The sequence below is a fragment of the Bradyrhizobium sp. Ken64 genome, from assembly GCF_055807555.1.
Genome location: NZ_JBVVPA010000012.1, coordinates 17,071 through 40,023 on the forward strand (window position 1 = coordinate 17,071; position 22,953 = coordinate 40,023).

The 22,953-nt window shown below is 65.4% G+C and carries 19 protein-coding genes; 14 read left to right on the forward strand and 5 right to left on the reverse strand.

The features are described 5' to 3' along the window. Positions 1-102: 102 nt before the first annotated feature. Together AC0L2F_RS20210 and ku are read right to left on the reverse strand one after the other, a co-directional pair. On the reverse strand, positions 103-339 hold the full coding sequence (locus AC0L2F_RS20210; protein WP_007608288.1) for a hypothetical protein: 237 nt from the start codon (positions 337-339) through the stop codon (positions 103-105). Positions 340-397: 58 nt separating this feature from the next. Beyond that, the gene (ku, locus tag AC0L2F_RS20215) at positions 398-1,381 is read right to left on the reverse strand and encodes a non-homologous end joining protein Ku (protein ID WP_063993055.1); all 984 of its coding nucleotides are present in this window, start codon (positions 1,379-1,381) and stop codon (positions 398-400) included. A 233-nt stretch (positions 1,382-1,614) separates the two neighbouring features. Between ku and AC0L2F_RS20220 the strand changes: the two genes are divergently transcribed. From AC0L2F_RS20220 to AC0L2F_RS20285, 14 genes are all read left to right on the forward strand, one after another. Then, a complete protein-coding gene (locus AC0L2F_RS20220; RefSeq protein WP_007593402.1) occupies positions 1,615-1,770 on the forward strand; it encodes a hypothetical protein in 156 nt (51 codons plus the stop codon). A gap of 231 nt (positions 1,771-2,001) precedes the next feature. Beyond that, positions 2,002-2,673 carry a response regulator transcription factor gene (locus tag AC0L2F_RS20225; RefSeq protein ID WP_007608293.1) on the forward strand — a complete coding sequence of 224 codons (672 nt, stop codon included), beginning with the start codon at positions 2,002-2,004 and terminating at the stop codon, positions 2,671-2,673. A gap of 122 nt (positions 2,674-2,795) precedes the next feature. Then, positions 2,796-4,172, forward strand: a complete 1,377-nt coding sequence (locus tag AC0L2F_RS20230; RefSeq protein ID WP_473249606.1) for an ATP-binding protein — start codon at positions 2,796-2,798, stop codon at positions 4,170-4,172. Between the two features lie 160 nt (positions 4,173-4,332). Then, positions 4,333-5,733, forward strand: a complete 1,401-nt coding sequence (locus AC0L2F_RS20235) for a hypothetical protein (RefSeq protein WP_473249607.1) — start codon at positions 4,333-4,335, stop codon at positions 5,731-5,733. 101 nt (positions 5,734-5,834) lie between these two features. Beyond that, positions 5,835-6,104, forward strand: a complete 270-nt coding sequence (locus AC0L2F_RS20240) for a hypothetical protein (protein ID WP_007593394.1) — start codon at positions 5,835-5,837, stop codon at positions 6,102-6,104. Positions 6,105-6,235: 131 nt separating this feature from the next. Continuing rightward, on the forward strand, positions 6,236-7,351 hold the full coding sequence (gene ccmI, locus AC0L2F_RS20245) for a c-type cytochrome biogenesis protein CcmI (protein WP_473249608.1): 1,116 nt from the start codon (positions 6,236-6,238) through the stop codon (positions 7,349-7,351). A 40-nt stretch (positions 7,352-7,391) separates the two neighbouring features. Continuing rightward, positions 7,392-7,901: a cytochrome c maturation protein CcmE gene (gene ccmE, locus AC0L2F_RS20250; protein WP_063993052.1), complete on the forward strand. Its 510-nt coding sequence runs from the start codon at positions 7,392-7,394 to the stop codon at positions 7,899-7,901. Further along, a complete protein-coding gene (locus tag AC0L2F_RS20255; RefSeq protein ID WP_007608306.1) occupies positions 7,898-9,880 on the forward strand; it encodes a heme lyase CcmF/NrfE family subunit in 1,983 nt (660 codons plus the stop codon). Before ccmE ends, AC0L2F_RS20255 begins: the two co-directional genes overlap by 4 nt. 4 nt (positions 9,881-9,884) lie before the next feature. Then, positions 9,885-10,364: a cytochrome c-type biogenesis protein gene (locus tag AC0L2F_RS20260; protein ID WP_007608308.1), complete on the forward strand. Its 480-nt coding sequence runs from the start codon at positions 9,885-9,887 to the stop codon at positions 10,362-10,364. A 141-nt stretch (positions 10,365-10,505) separates the two neighbouring features. Next, on the forward strand, positions 10,506-11,849 hold the full coding sequence (locus AC0L2F_RS20265) for a methyl-accepting chemotaxis protein (RefSeq protein ID WP_473249610.1): 1,344 nt from the start codon (positions 10,506-10,508) through the stop codon (positions 11,847-11,849). 222 nt (positions 11,850-12,071) lie between these two features. Beyond that, positions 12,072-13,655 carry a Do family serine endopeptidase gene (locus tag AC0L2F_RS20270; protein ID WP_473249611.1) on the forward strand — a complete coding sequence of 528 codons (1,584 nt, stop codon included), beginning with the start codon at positions 12,072-12,074 and terminating at the stop codon, positions 13,653-13,655. A 295-nt stretch (positions 13,656-13,950) separates the two neighbouring features. Next, positions 13,951-14,631: a response regulator transcription factor gene (locus AC0L2F_RS20275; RefSeq protein ID WP_473249612.1), complete on the forward strand. Its 681-nt coding sequence runs from the start codon at positions 13,951-13,953 to the stop codon at positions 14,629-14,631. Continuing rightward, positions 14,615-16,069: a sensor histidine kinase gene (locus AC0L2F_RS20280; RefSeq protein ID WP_473249613.1), complete on the forward strand. Its 1,455-nt coding sequence runs from the start codon at positions 14,615-14,617 to the stop codon at positions 16,067-16,069. The genes AC0L2F_RS20275 and AC0L2F_RS20280 overlap by 17 nt, the downstream gene beginning before the upstream one ends. Beyond that, positions 16,066-19,053: a bifunctional [glutamine synthetase] adenylyltransferase/[glutamine synthetase]-adenylyl-L-tyrosine phosphorylase gene (locus tag AC0L2F_RS20285; protein WP_473249614.1), complete on the forward strand. Its 2,988-nt coding sequence runs from the start codon at positions 16,066-16,068 to the stop codon at positions 19,051-19,053. Before AC0L2F_RS20280 ends, AC0L2F_RS20285 begins: the two co-directional genes overlap by 4 nt. On the opposite strand, the gene AC0L2F_RS20290 is transcribed toward AC0L2F_RS20285, so the two are convergent. Genes AC0L2F_RS20290 through fdhF form a run of 3 tightly spaced genes read right to left on the reverse strand, consistent with a single transcriptional unit; the run spans position 19,010 to position 22,950 of the window. Beyond that, positions 19,010-19,243, reverse strand: coding sequence for a formate dehydrogenase subunit delta (locus AC0L2F_RS20290; RefSeq protein WP_007608319.1), 234 nt, complete (start codon positions 19,241-19,243; stop codon positions 19,010-19,012). The genes AC0L2F_RS20285 and AC0L2F_RS20290 overlap by 44 nt on opposite strands. After that, positions 19,233-20,060, reverse strand: a complete 828-nt coding sequence (fdhD, locus tag AC0L2F_RS20295) for a formate dehydrogenase accessory sulfurtransferase FdhD (protein ID WP_007608320.1) — start codon at positions 20,058-20,060, stop codon at positions 19,233-19,235. Before fdhD ends, AC0L2F_RS20290 begins: the two co-directional genes overlap by 11 nt. Before the next feature lie 4 nt (positions 20,061-20,064). Then, complete coding sequence (gene fdhF, locus AC0L2F_RS20300) at positions 20,065-22,950, reverse strand: formate dehydrogenase subunit alpha (RefSeq protein WP_473249615.1); 2,886 nt, start codon at positions 22,948-22,950, stop codon at positions 20,065-20,067. Positions 22,951-22,953: the final 3 nt, after the last annotated feature.

The window sequence follows — 22,953 nt, forward strand, 5'->3', positions numbered from 1 at the left end:
TCTTCCGTAGAATTACGTACCGCCGCCGGCCGCAGGTAGACGCCGAAAGCACGGGATTGGCTTAACGGATTGTTGAGCCTGTTATCGAGCGGGGTGCCGGGCTCACTCGCGCCGACCGTCCGCATTCAGCGCCCGTAACACCGCGATGCGGGCGAACATCATCCAGCCGCCGCCGGTCTCGGCTGCGTTGATCAGGGTTTCGATCGCGGTCTGCCAGTGGCTCGCATGCTGCGTATCCTCGGGCAGTCGCATGATGTGATCGGCCGCTTCTTGCAGCGTCCGCAACTTGCGCCCGCCACGTAACGAAATGGGGTCGTCGAACGCGGTCGACCAAGGCATGTCAGGTCGGCCGATCGGCGAGGGGAGGCATCACGGCGTAGCCGCTGGTGCGATGCTGCTAGCCGGCCTTCTTCGCCCGCGCCTGCGCGCGCACCGGCTTGTCGGCTTTTTTGGGAGCCGCTTTCGCAGCAGCGTCCTTGCCGCCCTTGCCGGCAATCGGCAGCAGCATCTCGCGCTGGCCTTCGACGCGCTTCTTCGGCTTCTTGCCCTTGGCGGCGTCCTTGGTCACATCCTTGGCCACCTTCGCCGCGGGGCCTGCGTCCTTCTCGTTGGCGATACTCTTCTTCAGCGCGTCCATGAGGTTGATGACGTTGCCGCCGGTCTTGGGCGCGGCCTTCGCGGTGATGGGCGCGCCGCTGCGCTTCTTGTTGATGAGGTCGATCAGCGCGGTCTCGTAATGGTCCTCGAACAGCTCGGGCTCGAACGCGCCGGACTTCTTCTCGACGATGTGCTTTGCGAGGTCGAGCATGTCCTTGGTCAGCTTCACTTCCTGGATGTCGTCGAAATAGTCCTTCTCGCCGCGCACCTCATAGGGGTAGCGCAGCAGCGTCCCCATCAAGCCGCTCCCGAGCGGCTCCAGCGCGATGATGTGCTCGCGGTTGGTCAGCACCACGCGGCCGATCGCGACCTTGTCCATGCTCCGGATCGTCTCGCGGATCACCGCAAAGGCGTCGTGGCCGACCTTGCCATCGGGCACGAGATAATAGGGGCGGATCAGATAGCGGCTGTCGATATCGGTCTTCGGTACGAACTCGTCGATCTCGATCGTGTGGGTGGACTCCAGCGCGATGTCGTCGAGCTCGTCCTTGGTGACCTCGATATACGTGTCTGTGTCCACCTTGTAACCCTTGACGATGTCCTCCGAAGTCACCTCGTCACCGGTCTCGGCGTCGACCTTGAGGTACTTGATCCGGTGGCCGGTCTTGCGGTTGATCTGGTTGAACGAGACCTTCTCGGTATCCGAAGTGGCCGGATAGAGCGCGACCGGGCAGGTCACGAGGGACAAACGCAGAAAACCCTTCCAATTGGCGCGGGGGGCCATGGGCTACTCCAAACGCAACGGGGACAGAAGACGAAGATACCATCGAGGAACAACGAATCATAGCAAGGCGGATCGCTGAATCTTGCAACTGCGTTAACCGGCCGCCCGGCGCGCGGTTGCAACCTGACCCGGCCGCAGAGGCCGGAACATCATATCCCATCATGCGTTGCCACGAGACATTCCGCCGCGAGGAGTCGCGGCCATCCGACGCGACAGCCAGAATTGAGGTCACCATGGCAACCACGCGAGACCAACGTCAGATCGTGGAAACTCCAACCGAGGCGCGCCAGGGCGAGCCCGGGCCGTCGGTGGCGGCGCTGCTCGCCATATCCACCGGGCTCGCGATCCTGATCCTCGCCGTCATCTGGTTCGTGTTCTTCCGGACCTGATCGGCAGATCGACCGGACGGTTCGCACCTTCCGACTCGCCGCGTAACGCGGCACATTGCGCCCGCCATGCCGCCGGTTCGTCCGATGGCCTGGCGGGCGCAGTGCGTTGACCGCGAACAGGGTCGGATATGACCAAAAAGTAACGCGGCCGGTTCCCCGTGTTCATATTCAGTTCACGCCGGAATTGCTCATCTGTGCGGGTGTTCATACGGCCCAGTTCTGGAGAGAAGCGTGCGCCTGCTCGTCGTTGAGGACGACCCCGATCTCAATCGCCAGCTTACCAAGGCGCTGACCGACGCCGGCTATGTCGTCGATCGCGCCTTCGACGGGGAGGAGGGGCATTATCTCGGTGACACCGAGCCCTACGACGCTGTGGTGCTCGACATCGGCCTGCCGAAGAAGGACGGCATCTCGGTGCTGGAAGCCTGGCGGCGTAACGGCCGCACCATGCCGGTCCTGATCCTCACCGCGCGCGACCGCTGGAGCGACAAGGTCCAGGGCTTCGATGCCGGCGCCGACGACTATGTCGCAAAGCCGTTCCACCTGGAGGAGGTGCTGGCGCGGATCCGCGCGCTGCTGCGCCGCTCCACCGGCCACGCCCAGAGCGAGCTGAGCTGCGGCCCCGTCACGCTCGACACCAGGACCGGACGGGTCAGCGTGTCGGGTAATCCCATCAAGATGACGTCGCACGAATATCGGCTTCTGGCCTACCTGATGCACCATTCGGGCCGCGTCGTATCCCGCACCGAGCTGGTCGAGCATCTCTACGACCAGGACTTCGACCGCGACTCCAACACCATCGAGGTCTTCGTCGGCCGCATCCGCAAGAAGCTCGACGTCGACATCATCCAAACCGTCCGTGGCCTCGGCTATCTCCTGACCCCGCCGGCCCCCGGCGCCTGAAGCGTGGTGTCTCGAACTATCTTGTCTAGACGTATCTTGGCTTGACGGGCGGCCCCGACAGGGGCCTTGGTCGGGTCATGAGTTCCGACGCTATGCCACCCCGCGCCTCCGGGATCATTCCGATGCCCGCCAGCTCGCTTGCGAACCGCCTGTTCCTGTCGGCGACCGCGTGGCTCGTGGTGATCCTGGCCATCACCGGCGTGGTGCTGTCGTCGGTCTACAAGAACGCCACCGAGCGCGCCTTCGACCGCCGGCTCAATCTCTATCTCCGCACGCTGATCGCCGAGGTCGCCACCCCCGACGAGCCGCCGGACCGCCAGTTCCAATCGCTCGGCGAGCCTCTGTTCGAGCTGCCGTTGTCCGGCTGGTACTGGCAGATCACCCGGACCGACACCGAAAAGCCGGAGGTGCGGTCCTCGCGCTCGCTCTGGGACAAGAAGCTGCCGAAGCTGGAAGAGCAGGGCACCGAGCTCACCGCCGCCGGCATCCGGATCGCTTACGTCGACGGTCCCGAGGGACAGAACCTGCGGATGGTGGAGCGGCCGGTCGATCTCGGCGCGGACGGCAAATTTCTCGTCAGTGTCGCCGGCGACGATACCGAGATTTTCGACGAGACGCGCAGTTTCGATTACTACCTCGGCGGCACCTTCACCGCCCTCGGCATCGTATTGCTGCTGACCACCGTGTTTCAGGTGCGCTTCGGTCTTGCGCCCCTCAAGCGCATCTCCGAATCCATCGCCGACATCCGGTCCGGGCGGGCGGAGCGGCTCGAGGGCGAGTTCCCGGTCGAGATCGCGCCGCTGGCGCGCGAGACCAACGCGCTGATCGATGCCAATCGCGAGATCGTCGAGCGCGCACGCACCCACGTCGGCAATCTCGCCCACGCCATCAAGACGCCGCTCTCGGTCATCGTGAACGAGGCCGGCGCGCATGCCGCCGATCCGTTCGCGGCCAAGGTGATGGAGCAGGCCGACGTGATGCGTGACCAGGTCGCCCATCATCTCGAGCGCGCGCGCATCGCGGCGCGGGTCTCCGTCGTCGCGACGGTGACGGAGGTTGCACCGGCCATCGAGGCACTGCGGCGGACCATGGAGAAGATCCACCGCGGCCGCGGCATCGTGGTCGAGGCCGAGGCCGATCCGTCGGCGAAATTTCGCGGCGAGCGGCAGGATCTGGAGGAGATGGTCGGCAACCTCGTCGACAACGCCTGCAAATGGGCGGCCTCGCGGGTCTTCATCGAAGTTCTGGTGGAAGCGCCGCATCAGGCGAGCACCGGTCCGCGGCTGCATATCATCGTCGACGACGACGGCCGCGGCCTGTCGGAGGCCGAGCGCTCGCAGGTCTCACGGCGCGGCCAGCGGCTCGACGAGTCCAAGCCCGGATCGGGGCTTGGACTGTCGATCGTGACCGAACTCGCTGCGCTCTACGGCGGCAGCCTCTCACTCGGCCGCGCACCGACCGGGGGCCTGCGGTCGGAGCTGGTCCTCCCCGGAATATAATCCCTTGTTCCGATACGACTATTTGGCCTGCGGCACGTCGATCCCGACGAAACCAGGGGTATTCGGAACGACTTCCTAAACGGCTTCTTAAGTGGGGCCCATTTATGATCGAGCAGGACGGATCCCACGTCCGCCATTTTACCGTTCACTACCCGGGCGCATGAGCCAGACATCGATCGAGCGGCTGAGGGACTATCTCGCGCAGCTCCCGCCGCAGGCGCAGGCACTGCTGATGCGGGAGTTCGAGCGTGCGCTCGAGCGCGGCCAGGACACGGCCGTGGCAACCCTCGTGCTCGACCAGCTGCGCAAGATCGTCCGCAAGACGGAAGCCGACGCGGCCCCACCGCCGCGTACGGACGATCTGTCGCGGCTACTGTTCCAGGTGCTGGAACCATTCCTGGTCGAAGCGGGCGCCCCGATCCGGGCCGGGCAGATCCGCCGCTCTTCGCTGGCTCCGATATGGCAATGGCTCGGCCGCGACGGTGCTCCGGCCAAGCTGAGCGAATTCGAGGCGGCGCTGGCGCGCATGCCGGCCGACAGTGCAGCGCAGGTCGAAGCGCTGGCCTCGAAGCTCCAGGCGGTCGCCGCGGATGCCATCTTCGAACTGACCGGGCCGGGCGGGGGTGACAAATCGCGTGCGCTCGCCCGCGTCGGTCCGCCCAACGTGATCGAGGATCTCTATTCGACCGGGGCGGTGCTCGCGGTCCGCGACGCCATCGCCACCTTGAACGAGAAGCTGCCGCGCTCCCTGCGCGCCTTCGGCGATGCCCAGATCGCCTCGGTGACTGCAGCGCTCAACATTCCCGTCCTCCAAACGCCGCAGATGCTGCCCTTCGCGCTCTCGATCGTCGTGCAGCGGATGACCGCGCCGTGGCAGATCATCCGCCTCGCCATCAAGATTGCCGCGTCCGACGATGAGATCCGTGTCGCGGCAACGCCCTATGGCGTCGCCGTCACGATGGCGCTGCATGATCTGTCCTGCGTGGCCGCCATCCTGCGCATGGACATCAAGCGCGGCCATTTTGACAATGTCGCCGGCAATCTCAAGACGCTGCACGACGGCGTCCGAGGCCTGCGTACCGAGCTCGACCTGCGCAACGATTCCGCCTGGGGCAAGCAGTTGACCTCGATCCGGGCCGACATCTCCAACGCGCTGCAATCCGAGATCGACAGTGTTCCCGGCCGCGTCCGCCGCATCCTGCGCCAGCGCGCCGAGAAGGACATTCCGCCGGGCGCGCGGATCGACAGCACCGAGGTCGAGGAAACTGTCGCGCTGATCGATTTCGTCGCGACCTGCCGCAATTATGCGAGCGAGCTTGCGATCAATGAGGTGACACTGCGCACCTATTCCGACCTCCAGCAATATGTCGAGCGTTCGACTGAGCAGCTCGTGCAGTCGCTGCGCGGCGCCGATCACAAGGTCCGCACCTATCGGCAGCAGCAGGTGCAGGCCGCGATCCGCTTCTGCCAGGTGCTGTTCGGCGATGATTATGCCTCGCTGATGAGCCGCGCCGCGGAGAATGCGGCCACGGGCGAGCGCAAATCGTCGCGCGCGAGCTGACTCAAGGCGCATATTTCAGTAGTCACAATTTCAGGTTGACGGTGTCGGTGGCTGGCCCTACGGTCGCCGTGCAACTTTTTGATATTTCTATCTGTGGGCGCATGAAATCCGTTATCAGTTCCATCGAAATCGAGAATCGCGTCGTCGTTGCCAAATATCAAAGGCTGATGGTCGGCGCGAAGGTGGTGCTGGTCGAGAAGGCAAGCGGTCGGCAGCTTCCTGAGACCGTCACCAGGGTTGCATCGCCCGTTCCCGTCGGGGCGTTGCGCATCAGATTGCCCGACGCTATCGAGCCGGGAACATACTTCCTGAAGGCCTTCAACGGGCATGGCGAGGACGCCGCTCAAAGCGCGGACTTCGAGATCGGCTAAGCCGTTGGATTTTCACCATTTCGGGACTGTGCGCGGTCGCGCCGAATTGACAATTGTCAATTGCCGCATCGTCCGGCCGTGGTGTAAAGCGACCTGTGGGCGCGGCTTGCGCGCTGCCGGAAGCTTGCCAGATGATGCTATGGTTCGTGTTCGCGCTGATGACGGTCGCGGCGATCTTCGCCGTGCTTTTGCCGCTCGGCCGTAGCGGACGCGCCCATAACCAGGGCAGCGAGGTCGCGGTCTACAAGGACCAACTCGCCGAGATCGAGCGTGATCTTGCCGCAGGGCTAATCGCGGCGCCCGAAGCCGAGGCCGCGCGCGTCGAGGTCAGTCGCAGGCTGCTCGCCGCAGCCGGCAGCGAGCCCGCAATCGCACCGAAATCCAGCCTCAAATGGCGCCGCGCGGCGGCCGTGCTTGCGCTTGCCGGTTTGCCGCTGGTTGCGATCGGCGTCTATGTGCCGCTCGGCTCGCCCAGGCTTCAGGACTTTCCGCTGGCGCAGCGGGAGCGCGGATCCGGGTCCGGCATGGCGCAGTCGCTCGAGAATCTGGTCGTACAGGTCGAGCAACATCTGGAAAAGAATCCGACCGACGGGCGCGGCTGGAACGTGATCGCGCCCGTGCTGGAGCGGCTTGGTCGCTTCGACGACGCCGTGCGCGCCTATCGCAACTCGCTCGCCTACAATGGCGAGAGCGCGGAGCGCCGGTCCGATCTCGGCGAAGCGATCTCGGCCGCCGCCGGTGGCATCGTGACCGCCGAAGCCAAGACCGAGTTCGAGCGCGCGCGCGCGCTCAGCGCCGATGATCCGAAAGCGAACTACTTCCTCGGTCTCGCCGCCGAGCAGGACGGCCGCAAGGACGATGCCGCCAATATCTGGCGCGCGCTGCTGGCGAAAGCGCCGGCGGATGCGCCGTGGCGCCCTCTCGTGCAGACCTCGCTCGCGCGCGTCGGTGGCGGTGGCGTGACGATGCCGGCGCTGTCGGATGAGACCCTCGCAGCTTCCAAGGACATGAAAGAGGGCGATCGCAACGCGATGGTTCGCGGTATGGTCGAACGGCTCGCCACGCGCCTCAAGCAGAACGGCGACGACGTCGAGGGTTGGCTGCGCCTGGTGCGCGCCTATCTCGTGATGGGTGATCGCGACAAGGCGGTGGGGGCATCGACCGATGCCCGCCAGGCGGTTGCCAACGACGCAGCGCGGCTGCGCCAGCTCGATGAGGGCCTCAAGACGCTCGGGCTCGACGGATGATGATGATGTCAGGACGAGACGGGCAGGGAATGGATACGCCATGACGCGCAAGCAGCGACGTATGACCATCATCGGCGGCTCGCTTGCCGTGCTCGCGCTCGCGGCCGCGCTGGTGCTCAACGCGTTGCGCGACTCCATCGTGTTCTTCTCGACGCCGACCATGGTCGCCGAGAAGCACGTTGCGCCCGGCAAGCGGTTTCGCCTCGGCGGCCTGGTGCAGCCCGGCTCGCTCCGGCGCGGCGACAATCTCGCAGTGACCTTCGAGGTCGCCGACGGCGGCGCAAAGCTTCCGGTCGCCTTCAAGGGCATTTTGCCTGATCTGTTCCGGGAAGGGCAGGGCGTCGTCGCCGAAGGCGCGCTCGACGCCGATGGCGTGTTCAAGGCCGACACCGTGCTCGCCAAGCACGACGAAACCTACATGCCCAAGGACGTTGCCGATGCCCTGAAGAAGCAGGGGCACTGGAAGGATGACTACGGCGCCAAGGCTTCCGATAGCGTCAAGCCCGCGGCCACGACCGCGCAGGGCAATCCGCAGGGAGCAGTTCGGTGATCGCAGAGTCAGGACATTACGCGCTGGTGCTGGCGCTCGGACTGGCACTGATCCAGTCCATCGTGCCCCTGATCGGCGCGCGGCTGCGCGATGACGCGCTGATGAATGTGGCACGCTCCACTGCGCTGGCGCAGCTCCTGTTCGTCGGTGCGTCGTTCATCGCGCTTGTGATGCTGCACGTAGCTTCGGATTTCTCGGTCGTCAACGTCTACGAGAATTCCCACTCCATGAAGCCGCTGCTCTATAAGATCACCGGCGTGTGGGGAAACCATGAAGGCTCGATGCTGTTGTGGGTGTCGATCCTCGCGCTGTTCGGCGGATTGGTCGCGGCCTTCGGCAACAATCTGCCGCTGTCGCTGCGCGCGCATGTGCTGGCCGTACAGGCGTGGATCGCCAGCGCCTTCTATCTCTTCATCCTGGTGACCTCCAACCCGTTCCTGCGCATCGCCAACCCGCCGATCGAGGGACGCGATCTCAATCCGGTGCTTCAGGACATCGGTCTCGCCGTGCATCCGCCGATGCTCTATCTCGGCTATGTCGGCTTCTCGATCTCGTTCTCTTTCGCGATCGCGGCGCTGCTGGAGGGGCGGATCGACGCCGCCTGGGCGCGTTGGGTGCGGCCGTGGACGCTGGTCGCCTGGATCTTCCTGACGCTCGGTATCGCCATGGGCTCGTACTGGGCCTATTACGAACTGGGTTGGGGCGGCTGGTGGTTCTGGGACCCGGTCGAGAACGCTTCGCTGATGCCGTGGCTTGCCGGCACCGCGCTGCTGCATTCGGCGCTGGTGATGGAGAAGCGCAACGCGTTGAAGGTCTGGACCATCCTCTTGTCGATCCTGACCTTCTCGCTCTCGCTGCTCGGGACCTTCCTGGTGCGCTCGGGTGTCATCACCTCGGTGCATGCCTTCGCGACCGATCCAACCCGCGGCGTGTTCATTCTCCTGATTCTCTGCCTTTTCATCGGGGGCAGCCTGTCGCTGTTCGCGGGGCGCGCGACGTCGTTGAAGCAGGGCGGCCTGTTTGCGCCGATCTCGCGCGAGGGCGCGCTGGTGCTGAACAATCTGCTGCTCACGGTCGCCTGCGCGGTGGTGCTGTTCGGCACGCTCTATCCGCTGGCGATGGAAATGCTTGTCGATTTCAAGATGTCGGTCGGTGCTCCCTTCTACAACCTCACCTTCGCTCCGCTGTTCACGCTGCTGCTGCTCGCCGTGCCGTTCGGGCCGTTACTGGCATGGAAGCGCGGCGATCTGCTCGGCGTGACGCAACGCCTGCTGGCGGCTGGCGTTGCCGGGCTTGTTGTCGCCGCTCTGGTCTGGGGCTGGGCGCGCGGTGGCAGCGCGCTGGCGCCGCTCGCGATCGGGCTTGGCATCTTCGTGATCGCCGGTGCCGTCACTGACATCGTCGAGCGCACCGGCCTCGTGCGGCTACCGTTCGCAACGGCGCTGCACCGGGCCCGCGGCCTGCCGCGCTCGGCCTGGGGCTCCGCGTTTGCGCATGCCGGCCTCGGCATCGCGCTGATCGGGATCGTCTGCGAGACCACCTGGAACAGCGAATATATCGCGACCATGAAACAGAACGACGTCGCCCATGTTGCCGGTTACGACGTGAAGCTCGATGGTTTGTTTCAGCGCCAAGGCCCGAACTTCCGCGAGATGATCGCCGAATTCAATGTCAGCCAGGACGGCGAGAAGCTCAGCGTGATGACGCCGTCCAAGCGCAGCTTCACCACCCGCGGCTCCTCGACCACCGAGGCCGCGCTGCTGACGCGCGGCGCAAGCCAGCTCTACATCTCTCTCGGGGACGCCACCGGCGAGGGTGCCATCGCCGTGCGCATCTATCACAAGCCGCTGGTGCTGCTGATCTGGTGGGGACCGGTGCTGATGGCATTCGGCGGCGTGCTGTCGCTGTCGGACCGGCGCCTCCGGGTGGGCGCGCCGAAACCGGCGCGGGCCAAGCAGCGCCTGCAGCCGGCGGAGTGATCCAATGCGTCGAATGATGGCCGCGTTCGTCGCGCTGCTGCTGCTGGCCTTGCCTGCGGCGCATGCCGTGCAGCCCGACGAGATCATGTCGGATCCGGTGAAGGAGTCGCGCGCACGCGACTTGTCGCGCGAGCTGCGCTGCATGGTCTGCCAGAACCAGTCGATCGACGATTCCGATGCGCCACTGGCGCGCGATTTGCGGCTCCTGGTGCGCGAGCGCATCGCGGCCGGCGACAGCAATTCGCAAGTGCTCGATTTCCTGGTCGCGCGCTACGGCGAGTTCGTGCTGCTCAAGCCGCGCTTCGAGCGCCAGAACATGCTGCTGTGGCTGCTCGCGCCGCTGCTGCTGATTGGCGGCGGCCTGGCGCTATGGCTGCAAATCCGCCGGCGCTCGCGAAATGGTGCAGATGTACCGGCTCCGCCGCTCACGCCCGACGAGGAAGCGCGGCTCGCAGCATTGATGGCGGACGAAGCCAAGTCTTAGGGTGCTTCGCGCCTTGGCCACTTCAAATTGTCCTGGTTACGCAATGATACGTAGCTGCTTGCCACTGCATGTTTCATGCTCTGTTGACCTTTGTCTGAAAGCTTGTCGCGAGATTCGATTCCAGACTTTGAGTCCTCAATTATGTTCGCGAACAGCAATCTGACGATCCGCTTCCTAGTCGGCGCCGTCGTCGCTGCATTATTGTTCCTGCTGGGCATCGGAGGCGGCACCGGCTTCGTCGCGGTGCTCTATCTCAACAACGAGATCACCAGCCTGTCGTCGGACTTCGCCGCGCTGAGTGGTCCCGCGCACGACCACGCGATGCAGATCTACCAGCAGGCGCAGACCGCGTTCTCCTATTTTCTGGTCGCTTGCGGCGTGATCGCCGGCGTCGCCATCGCGATCTGCCTCGTCACCTGGTTTGCCGTGCGCAACGGCATCCTCAATCCTCTGGCGGCGATCGTTCATGCCATGCGCGAGGTCGCCGACCAGAGGTTCGAGACTCCGGTTCCGGGTCTCGGCGGCACCAACGAGATCGGCCTGCTTGCCGGCGCATTGGAGGTGTTCAAGACCAATGGTGTGGAGCGGCGCCGCCTCGCCGAGCTGCAGCTCCACGAGGCGCAGCATCAGGCCGAGCGATCGAAATTCCTGGACGCGCGGATCAGGCGCTTCAACGATCTCGTCGCCAGTGTCGTCGACCGCGTGGCGTCGTCGGCCGTGCATCTCGAGAGCAACGCCGAGACGTTGTCGCGGACGGCCAACGATACCACCACCAAGGCCGACGCCGTGGCAAGCGCAGCGAGCCAGGCCAGCGGCAGCGTGCAGACCGTCGCGGGCTCGGCGGAGGAGATGACGAATTCGATCGGTACGATCAGCCGTCGCGTCACGGACGCGACCCAGCGTGCCGAGGGCGCGGCGACGCAGGTCGAGAAGAGCCGCGACACCATCCACACGCTGTCGGACGCGGCCGACAAGATCGGCGAGGTCGTGCAGCTCGTGCAGGCGATCGCGTCGCAGACCAATTTGCTCGCGCTCAACGCCACCATCGAGGCGGCGCGGGCTGGCGAGGCCGGCAAGGGATTTGCCGTGGTCGCCTCCGAGGTGAAGAATCTGGCGCACCAGACCAGCAAGGCGACGGAGGAGATCACGTCCCACGTCGCCAGCATCCAGGGCATCACCGCACAGACGCGCGGCGCGATCGACGGCGTCTCGCAGACGTTGTCGGAGATCTCGTCCATCATGTCCGGCATCGAGATCGACACCGCCCAGCAGCGCACCGCCACGCAGGAGATCACGCGCAGCGCCAAGGACGCCGCGCGCGGTACGCTCGACGTCTCCAATCACATCGTCCAGATCACCTCGACGTCCGCCGAGACCGGCCGAATGGCCGCCGAGGCGCGCGATTCCGCGGTCGACCTGTCGCAGCAGGCCGAGACTTTGAAGCGCGAGGTCGACGAATTCATCGTCAGTGTGAGGGCGAGCTGAGAGCCCTGAAAAAAAGCGCTTCCGCGCTGCCACCGGAACTCGATTAAGTTCCTGTAAGACAAAGACTTTCTCTCTGCGATAAACTGCCGCATCCGCATTCCCGTTCATTACAAAAGTTTAACCCCGCCGCCAGCCCACGGTAAGGCGGCAGCCCCCATCTTCAGGTTCGTAAGGTGCCGCCGTCAGGTACCAAATGGATTTCAAGGCCCTGGAGATCTCTGCATGACCGACCGTTCCGACCTCTCGAACCTTCCATCCTACCGGCAGCCCCGCCGGTCGATTTTCTCGGCCCGCAAGTTCGCGCTGATGGCCTCGGTCGTCGCCGGCCTCGGTGCCGCCGTCTACGGCTTCGGCACGTCGACCTCGCCGGCCGACCTGTTCTCGAGCCCGGCGCACGCACAGGTCAACAACGAGGTCCGCAAGGTCGAACGCCCGATTGGTTTCGCCGACATCGTCGAGCGCGTGAAACCGTCGGTGATCTCGGTGAAGGTCAACATCAAGGAAAAGACCGCGAGCAATGATGATGGCGATGACGCGCAGTCGCCGTTCCAGCCGGGCTCGCCGATGGAGCGGTTCTTCCGCCGCTTCGGCGGACCGGATGGCATCCCGGGCCTGAAGGGTGGTGGCGGTCGAGGCCGTGTCGTGCAGGGCCAGGGCTCCGGCTTCTTCATCTCGGCTGATGGCTTCGCCGTGACCAACAACCACGTGGTCGACGGCGCCGACAAGGTCGAGGTCACGACCGACGACGGCAAGACCTACACCGCCAAGGTGATCGGCACCGACCAGCGCACCGACCTCGCCTTGATCAAGGTCGAGGGCAGCTCGAGCTTCCCGTTCGCGAAGCTTGCCGACGGCAAGCCGCGGATCGGCGACTGGGTGCTCGCGGTCGGCAACCCGTTCGGCCTCGGCGGCACCGTGACTGCCGGCATCGTTTCGGCCAGCGGCCGCGACATCGGCAACGGCCCCTACGACGATTTCATCCAGATCGACGCGCCCGTGAACAAGGGCAATTCCGGCGGTCCGGCCTTCGACACCAACGGTGAGGTGATGGGCGTCAACACCGCGATCTACTCGCCTTCCGGCGGCAGCGTCGGCATCGCGTTCTCGATCCCTGCCAGCACCGTGAAGAGCGTGGTGGCGCAGCTCAAGGACAAGGGCTCGGTCAGCCGCGGCTGGATTGGCGTGCAGATTCAGCCGGTGACATCGGACATCGCCGACAGCCTCGGCATGAAGAAGGCAGAAGGCGCGCTGGTTGCCGAGCCGCAGGCGAATGGTCCGGCGGCGAAGGCCGGCATCGAGTCCGGTGACGTGATCACGTCGGTCAACGGCGAAGCGGTCAAGGACGCCCGCGAGCTCGCCCGTACCATTGGCGGCCTAGCGCCCGGCGCGACCGTGAAGCTCAACGTGCTGCACAAGGGCCAGGACAAGGTCGTGAACCTCACCCTCGGCCAGCTGCCGAACACGATCGAGGCCAAGGCCGACATCGACAAGGACAGCGGCAAGGGCGCGAGCCGCGGCACCGATGTGCCCAAGCTCGGCATGACCGTCGCGCCCGCCGATTCCGTGGCCGGCGCCGGCAAGGAAGGCGTCGTAGTCACCGAGGTCGATCCGAAGAGCGCGGCTGCCGAACGCGGCTTCAAGGAAGGCGACGTGATTCTCGAAGTCGGCGGCAAGAGCGTGAGCACCGCCGGCGAAGTCCGCGACGCCATCAACACGGCGCGGACCGACAACAAGAACAGCGTCCTGATGCGGGTGAAGAGCGGCGGCCAGTCGCGCTTCGTCGCCGTGCCCATCGCCAAGGGCTAACGAAGGGCTAACCAAGGGCTCGGCCTGAGGAGGCCTCCGAGATGAAGGGTGTCGCCGGCATCAGTCGCCCCCGCCGACGGCGCCCTTCGGGGGAGCAGCGCAACGTTTGCTTCCCCTGTCTACCTTCCGGTGGAATACGCCCCCCTCCGTCGGAAGGCCTAGGGCGGTGAAGTCCCCCCAGCTTCACCGCCCGCCTTTTTTCTCGATGCCAGAGTCTCTCACTCGGCTTGCATGCGATTGCCGCTCGCGCCATGTTTAGAGAAGGTTCACTCCCTTGACCGTTGCCGAACGCACGATGCGCCTCCTCATCATCGAAGACGACCGCGAATCCGCCAACTACCTCGTGAAGGCGTTTCGCGAGGTCGGGCACATTGCCGACCACGCCGCCGACGGCGAGGAAGGCCTCGCCATGGCCGAGAACGGCGATTACGACGTGCTGGTGGTCGACCGCATGCTGCCCAAGCGCGACGGCCTGTCGGTGATCGGCGCGCTCCGCGAGAAGGACGATTCGACGCCGGTGCTGATTCTCTCCGCGCTCGGCCAGGTCGACGACCGCATCAAGGGCCTGCGCGCCGGCGGCGACGACTATCTGCCGAAACCCTATTCCTTCGCCGAGCTGTTGGCCCGGGTCGAGGTGCTGTCACGCCGCCGCGGCGGTCCGGCCGAGGACACGCTGTACCGCGTCGGCGATCTCGAGCTCGACCGACTCTCCCACCGCGTCGCTCGCGGCAAGGACGAGCTGACGCTGCAGCCGCGCGAATTCCGCCTGCTCGAATATTTGATGAAGCATGCGGGCCAGGTGGTGACCCGCACCATGCTGCTGGAGAATGTCTGGGACTATCATTTCGATCCGCAGACCAACGTCATCGACGTGCACATTTCGCGGCTGCGCTCCAAGATCGACAAGGGTTTTGAGCGGCCGCTGCTGCACACGATCCGCGGCGCGGGATACATGATCCGTGACGGCATTCGGTAAACTCGTCCGCACCACGGCATTCCGGCTGACGCTGGTCTATTTGCTGTTGTTCGCGATGTTCGCGGCCTCGCTGCTGGCCTATTTCGCCTGGAATACGCGGCGGCTGATCACCGAGGAAATCACGCAGACGGTCAATGCCGAGACGTCGGAAATCAACGAGATCTACGACCGCCGCGGCTTGCGGAGTCTCGTGCTCGCGATCGAGTACCGCGCGCTGCGGCCGGGCGCCAACCTCTATCTCGTGACCACGCCGACCGGGCAGGCGATCGCCGGCAATGTCGGCTCGCTGGCGCCCGGCGTGATGGCGACGCGCGGCTGGTCGGAGACGGCGTATCGGCGCATCGAGGATGCGGACGAGCGCGACCATCGCGCCCTGGTGCGCGTCACCGAGCTCGAGAATGGCTTCCGGCTTCTGATCGGCCGCGATCTCGCCGAGCGGCGGCGCCTGTTCGGCATCGTTGCCAAGGCCGCGCAATGGTCGGTGCTGATCGTCGTGGTGCTTGGCCTGGGCGGCGGGATCTTCGTCGCGCGCAGGGTGCTCAGGCGCATCGACGCCATGTCCGGGACGGCCCATCGCATCATGATAGGCGATCTCAGCGAGCGTCTGCCGGTAGGACGCAGCGGTGACGAGCTGGACCGCCTCGCTGAAAACCTCAATGCGATGCTGGAGCGCATCGAGGCGCTGATGGCGGGGCTGAAGGAGGTCTCCGACAACATCGCCCACGATCTCAAGACGCCGCTGACACGCTTGCGCAACCGCGCCGAGGAGGCGCTGGCGAAATCAGGCAGCGAGGCCGATTACCGCGCCGCGCTGGAGCGGACCATCGAGGAATCCGACGGCCTGATCCGTACATTCAACGCGCTGCTGATGATCGCGCGCGCCGAGTCCGGTCAGGCGCGTGGCAACATGAACGATTTCGACGCGGCCGATGTCGCACATGGCATCCACGAGCTCTACGAGCCGCTGGCTGAAGACGACGGCATGACGCTGAAGGTCAAGGCCGATCCGACGCCGGTGCACGCCAACCGCGAACTGATCAGCCAGGCGCTCGCCAATCTGGTCGAGAATGCGATCAAATACGGCAAGCCGGTCGCGCTAACGGGTGGAACCGTGGTCAGCCTGGATTCAAGGCAGATCACGATCGAGGCGAAACGCGAGGGCGACCAGGTGCTGCTCAGCGTCACCGATCGCGGCCCCGGTATACCCGAGGCCGACCGCAAGCATGCCGTCGAGCGATTCGTGCGGCTTGAAGCCAGCCGCACGCTGCCGGGCTCCGGCCTCGGCCTCAGTCTTGCCTCTGCGGTTGCAACGCTGCATGGCGGCGAATTGCGGCTGGGCGATGCCCATCCGGGCCTCGTCGCCACCCTGGTGCTACCGGCGCGCGCGGGCGACAGGGTTGCTCCTCCAATACCGGATGTGCCACAGAAGGTGGCATGAACAACTCCGCGCCGGGAAACGCGGACAAGCATGGTGAGAGACTTGCCGCACGCTTCGCGGAGGCTCCCCATATTGCCGCTTCCGTCACCGACCAAGGACGTTTTGAAAGCTGGCTGGCCGAGCTCGAGCCCGCGCAATCTGCCCATCTTGAAGCTCTGCTGGCTCATCCCTTCGCGCGGAACACACTGGCCGGCATCGCGGAATTCTCGCCTTATCTGTTCGAACTGGTGCGGGCTGATTCGCAGCGCCTGATCCGGCTGCTGGAATGCGATCCGGATGCGCATCTCGCCACGCTGATCGCGGAGGCGAACGGCGCCGTGCTCGCGGCATCCGACGAAGCCGAGGTGATGCGGCTGCTTCGCCGCATGAAGGCGGAGGCCGCGCTCCTGATCGCACTGTGCGACATCGGCGGGGTCTGGCCGGTGATGCGGGTGACCGCAGCGCTCACCGATGTCGCGGTGTCCTCGGTGCGGGCGGCGCTTCAGTACCTCCTGCGGCAGGAAGCCGCACGGGGCAAGCTCTTGCCGCCCAATCCCGAGGCGCCGGAGGAGGGCTGCGGGCTGATCGTGCTTGCGATGGGCAAAATGGGCGCAGGCGAGCTGAACTATTCCAGCGACATCGATCTCATCGTGTTCTTCGATCCCGACAATACGACGCTGGCCGCGGATATCGAACCCCAGCCATTCTTCGTGAGGGTAACGCAGGGGATGGCACGCATTCTCCAGCAGCGCACCTATGACGGCTACGTCTTCCGCGTCGATCTGCGCCTGCGTCCCGATCCATCTTCGACGCAGGTGGCGATTTCGCGTGATGCCGCGCTGAACTATTACGAGCGGGAAGGGCGTACCTGGGAGCGCGCCGCGATGATCAAGGCGCGCGCCTGCGCCGGCGATCCCAGGGCGGGCGAGGCGCTGCTCGCGGAAATCGCGCCCTTCGTCTGGCGCAAGCATCTCGACTTTGCCGCGCTTGCCGACGTTCACGACATGAAGCGGCAGATGCAGACCTATCGCGGCCAGAGCGAGGTTGCTGTCGAAGGGCACAACGTGAAGGTCGGGCGCGGCGGAATCCGCGAGATCGAGTTCTTCGCCCAGACCCAGCAATTGATCGCCGGTGGCCGCCATCCTGAGCTGCGCGTGCGGCCGACGCTCGCCGCGCTTGGCGTGCTCGCTTCCAGCAATTGGATCACGTTTGCGGCGCGCGACGAGCTGACCACGGCGTACCAATTCCTGCGTCGGGTCGAGCATCGCCTCCAGATGATCGCAGACGAGCAGACCCACACGCTGCCCGAGGACAAGGAGGCGGTCGAGCGTTTCGCCTGGTTCTTCGGCTATCCGGATCGCGAGGCCTTTGCCCGCCACCTCTTGCGCCAGCTCGAGATCGTCCAGGGCCACTACGAAAAACTGTTCGAGGGCGACGATCCGACCGGCACGGCCAAGCTGCCGGCGCTCGACTACAGTGCGGGTCCCGACGATCCGCGGCTGCTTCAGTACCTGGCGACGCTCGGTTTCAAGAAGCCCGCCGCCGTCGCGCAGACCGTGCGTGACTGGATCACCGGCGACTACCGCGTGTTCCGCAATGAGGCGACGCGAAATGCCTTCATCGAATTCGTGCCGGCCCTGATCGACGGTCTCGCTCATGCCGAGGAGCCGGATCGGGCCGTCGTGGCGTTCGACCATTTCCTTGGGGCGCTTCAGCGGGGCGGTCGACTGATCACGCTGCTCGGGCAGAACCGCGATCTCGTTGCGCTGGTCGCCCTGGTGCTGGGCGCGGCGCCCCGGCTCGGCGAGATGCTGGCGCGGCAGCCGCAACTCATGGACGGCCTGATTGATCCGCGCTTCTTCGGCGCCATGCCCGACAGGCAGGAATTGTCGGGGCGGCTCGCGAGCACGGTGCAGGATGCCGGCTCTTACGAAGAGTTCCTCGACCGCCTGCGCCTGTTCGGACAGGAGAGCCTGTTCCTGATCGGAACGCGCATTCTCTCAGGCACGGTCTCGGCACAGCAAGCGAGCACGGCCTTTGCCGACGTCGCCGAGGGCATCGTGCATACCGTGCATGGCCTCGTCGCCGATCGCTTCGCCGCCCAGCATGGCCGGATCAAGGGGCAGGAGACCGCGATCATCGCGATGGGCCGGCTCGGTAGCCGCGAGATGACAGCGTCGTCCGATCTCGACCTGATCCTACTTTACGATTTCGACAGCGACAATCCGGACTCCGACGGTGCGAAGTCATTGCAAGGTGCGCATTACTTCGCCCGCTTCACCCAGCGCCTGATCAGCGCGTTCACGACGCGCACCAATTACGGGGTGCTTTACGAGATCGACATGCGGCTGCGCCCCTCGGGGCGCGCCGGCCCTGTGGCCTCGAGCCTCGTCTCGTTCGCGGACTACCAAGCCAACGAGGCCTGGACCTGGGAGCACATGGCGCTGACCCGTGCGCGCGTCGTGTCGGCTTCGCCCGAATTCCGGGAACGGATCGAGCGCGTCATCCGCGATATCCTGACCCGTCGCCGCGATTCCGCAATCACCGCCAACGACGTCGCCGACATGCGGCGTGCGATCGCCCAGGAGAAGGGCGAGGCCGATTGCTGGGATCTCAAATATGCCGCCGGCGGCATGGTCGACATCGATTTCATCGCGCAATATCTTCAGCTCGTGCATGCGCACGAGAAGCCGGAGATTCTCGACGTCGCCAGCATGCAGGTGCTGGAAAATGCATGCAGGCTCGGCGTGCTCGCGCAATCGGAGACCGAGATATTGCGGGCCGCGGCGCGGCTGTATCACGATCTGACGCAGATCCTGCGGCTCTGCGTCAACGACCGGTTCAAGCCGGAGACCGCCGGCACCGACCTCCTGCGCGTGATGGCACGCGCCGGCGATGCGCCGCATTTCTCCTCGCTGGAGGCGCGCGTGAAGGAGACGCAGAGCGAGGTGCGCCGTGTCTTCAGGGCGCTACTGGAAGGGACGTCGCCTGCTGCAGCGAGGTGAGCGCGTCCCGCACGTTCGGCTCCAGGCCCGCGCCGCCGGCATCGAGATGGGCGAAGATCGCGCGCTTCATCCGCGGATCCCAGAACTTCTTGATGTGGTCGGCGATCCCCTGCACGGCCTTGTCGTGGCCCTGGCTCCGGAAGAACGTGCCGATCTGGTTGGCCATGTAGATCAGGCGGTCAGGCGACATCGAGAACCTCCGTGGCATGACGGGCGACAACCCGGCCGCCATGCGAAAACACTTCGAACCCGTCCTGGCGGGCAATGGCAATCAGCGTGATGCCGGCGGCCTCCGCGGTGCGCACCGCAAGAGCGGTCGGCGCAGAGACGGCGACCATCACCGGCGCGCCGATGGCGGCGGTCTTCTGCACCATCTCGACCGAGACGCGGCTCGTCAGCAGCACGATGCCGCCGCTTGCAGCCGTGCGGCTGCGCGCCAGCGAACCGGCGAGCTTGTCGAGCGCGTTGTGGCGGCCGACATCCTCGCGCAGCGCAACGATACCGCCGGCAGGCGACCAGAACGCGGCGGCGTGAACGGCGCGGGTTTGCAGATTGATCGATTGCAGTGGTGCGATGGTCTGCATCGCCGCCATGATCTGCTCGGGCGCAAACGTCTGTCCCTGCGGCACGATGGCCGCAGGCCGCACGGCTTCGGCAATCGAGTCGATGCCGCAAATGCCGCAGCCGGTCGGGCCGGCGATGTGGCGGCGGCGCTCGCCGATGCGCGCGGCATCTTCCGAAGCCAGCCACATGCGCAGCTCGATGCCGTCGTCGAGGCGGACCATTTCGAGCGACTTGATGTCATCGACGGATTTGATGATGCCTTCGTCCAGGCTGAAGCCGACGGCAAAATCCTCGAGGTTCTGCGGCGTCCCCATCATGACGGCGTAGGTGCCGCCATTGTAGGTCAGTGCCAGCGGCGTCTCCTCCGGAATCAGCCGCGCTCCTTCAGACGCGGCACCGTCGCGCCAGATCTCGCGGTCGATGGCCTGGACCGGCACGTGCATGCCGCTACTCCGCAGCCTCGGCCGGCGCGATGCGGCGGGAATGCCGCGCCTGCGCGCCGTAGGCCTTCTGCCAGTCGGACGGGCCGTTCGACGGCGATATCTGCACCGCCGTGACCTTGTATTCGGGGCAGTTGGTCGCCCAGTCCGAATAGTCGGTCGTGATGACGTTGGCCTGGGTGTCCGGATGGTGGAAGGTGGTGTAGACGACGCCCGGCGCGACGCGATCGGTGATCTCCGCACGCAGCGTGGTCGCGCCGGCGCGGCTCTTCAGCCGCACCCAGTCCCCATCGCGCACGCCGCGCTGTTCGGCATCGTGCGGATGGATCTCCAGCCGATCCTCGGCATGCCAGACCACGTTCTCGGTGCGCCGGGTCTGTGCGCCGACATTGTACTGGCTGAGGATGCGGCCTGTGGTGAGCAGCAGCGGATAGCGCGGGCCGGTGCGTTCGTCGGTCGCGACATATTCGGTGACGACGAACTTGCCCTTGCCGCGGACGAAGCCGTCGATATGCATCACCGGCGTGCCCTCGGGCGCCTTGTCGTTGCAGGGCCACTGCACCGAGCCGAGCTCGTCGAGCTTGGCATAGGAGACGCCGGCGAAGGTCGGGGTCAGCGCCGCGATCTCGTCCATGATCTCGGAAGGATGGCTGTAGTTCATCTCGAAGCCCATGGCCCTGGCGAGGCCGATGGTGACCTCCCAGTCGGCGAGGCCGTTCCTCGGCGTCATCACCTTGCGGACGCGCTGGATGCGGCGCTCGGCGTTGGTGAAGGTGCCGTCCTTCTCGAGGAAGCTGGAGCCCGGCAGGAACACATGGGCGTAGTTCGCGGTCTCGTTCAGGAAGAGGTCGTGGACGATGACGCATTCCATCGCCGCTAGTGCTGCTACCACATGCGTGGTGTTGGGATCGGATTGCAGGATGTCCTCGCCCTGCACGTAGATCCCCATGAACGTGCCTTCGACCGCGGCGTCGAACATGTTGGGAATGCGCAGGCCCGGCTCGGGGTTGAGCTTGACGTTCCACAGCGCCTCGAACTGGTCCCGCACGGCATCGCCCGAGATGTGGCGATAGCCGGGGAGCTCGTGCGGGAACGAGCCCATGTCGCAGGAGCCCTGCACGTTGTTCTGGCCGCGCAGCGGGTTCACGCCCACGCCGGGACGACCGATATTGCCCGTGGCCATCGCGAGGTTGGCGATCGCGATCACGGTGGTCGAGCCCTGGCTGTGCTCGGTGACGCCGAGACCATAATAGATCGCGCCGTTGCCGCCGGTGGCGTAGACGCGCGCTGCTTCGCGCAGATCGTTCGGATCGACGCCGGTGAGGATGGCGGTGGATTCCGGGCTGTTGTTTGGTTGGGCGACGAACGCCGCCCATTCCTCGAATTCGCTCCAGTCGCAGCGCTCGCGTACGAAAGCTTCGTTGGCAAGGCCTTCGGTGACGATCACATGCGCCAGTGCCGTCATGAGCGCGACGTTGGTGCCGGGCATCAGCGGCAGGTGGAGCGCCTTCACATGCGGCGATTCGACCATCTCGGTGCGGCGCGGATCGATCACGATCAGCTTGGCGCCCTGGCGCAGCCGCTTCTTCAGGCGGGAGGCGAACACCGGGTGGGCCGAAGCGGGGTTGGCACCGATGATGACGACGACGTCGGTGTGCTCGACCGAGTCGAAATCCTGCGTGCCGGCAGAGGTACCGAACGTGGTCGAGAGGCCATAGCCGGTCGGGGAGTGGCAGACGCGCGCGCAGGTGTCGACATTGTTGTTGCCGAAGCCGGCGCGGATCAGCTTCTGCACCAGATAGGTCTCTTCATTGGTGCAGCGGGACGACGTGATGCCACCGATGGCATCGCGGCCGTATTTCTTCTGGATGCCGCGCATCCTGTCGGCGGCAAACGAGAATGCCTCGTCCCATGACACTTCGCGCCAGGGATCCTCGATCCGCTCGCGGATCATCGGGTTGAGGATGCGTTCCCTGTGGTTGGTGTAGCCCCAGGCGAAGCGGCCCTTGACGCAGGAATGGCCGCGATTGGCCTTGCCGTCCTTGTACGGCACCATGCGGACGACTTCCTCGCCGCGCATCTCAGCCTTGAAGGCGCAGCCGACGCCGCAATAGGCGCAGGTGGTGACGACCGAGTGTTCGGGCTGGCCGATCTCGATCACGGATTTCTCGGTCAGCGTGGCGGTCGGGCAGGCCTGCACGCAGGCGCCGCAGGAGACGCATTCGGAGCCGAGGAAGCTCTCGCTCATGCCGGGCGAGACGCGGCTGTCGAAGCCGCGGCCGGAGATCGTGAGCGCGAAGGTGCCTTGCACCTCCTCGCAGGCGCGGACGCAGCGCGAGCAGACAATGCACTTGGAGGGATCGTAGGTGAAGTACGGGTTGGAATCGTCCTTCGGCATCCAGGCGGCGTTGATCTCGCCATTGGACTTGCCAGGTGTCTTGGCGAAGACGTGGTTCTCGCCCTCATAGCCGTAACGCACGTCGCGCAGGCCCACGGCGCCGGCCATGTCCTGCAACTCGCAATCGCCGTTGGCACCGCAGGTGAGGCAGTCGAGCGGATGGTCGGAGATGTAGAGCTCCATCACGCCCTTGCGCAGCTTCTTCAGCCGCTCGCTCTGGGTGTGCACGATCAGGCCGGACATGACAGGCGTGGTACAGGAGGCCGGCGTGCCGGCGCGGCCCTCGATCTCGACGACGCAAAGCCGGCACGAGCCGAATGCGTCGACCATGTCGGTCGCGCAGAGTTTCGGTATCTGATGGCCGGCGTCCATCGCCGCCCGCATGATCGAGGTGCCCTCGGGCACCGTGACCTGGTTGCCGTCGATGGTCAGCGTCACCATCGTTTCCGATTTCGAGCGCGGCGTACCGAAGTCGATTTCTTCGATCAGAGACATTGT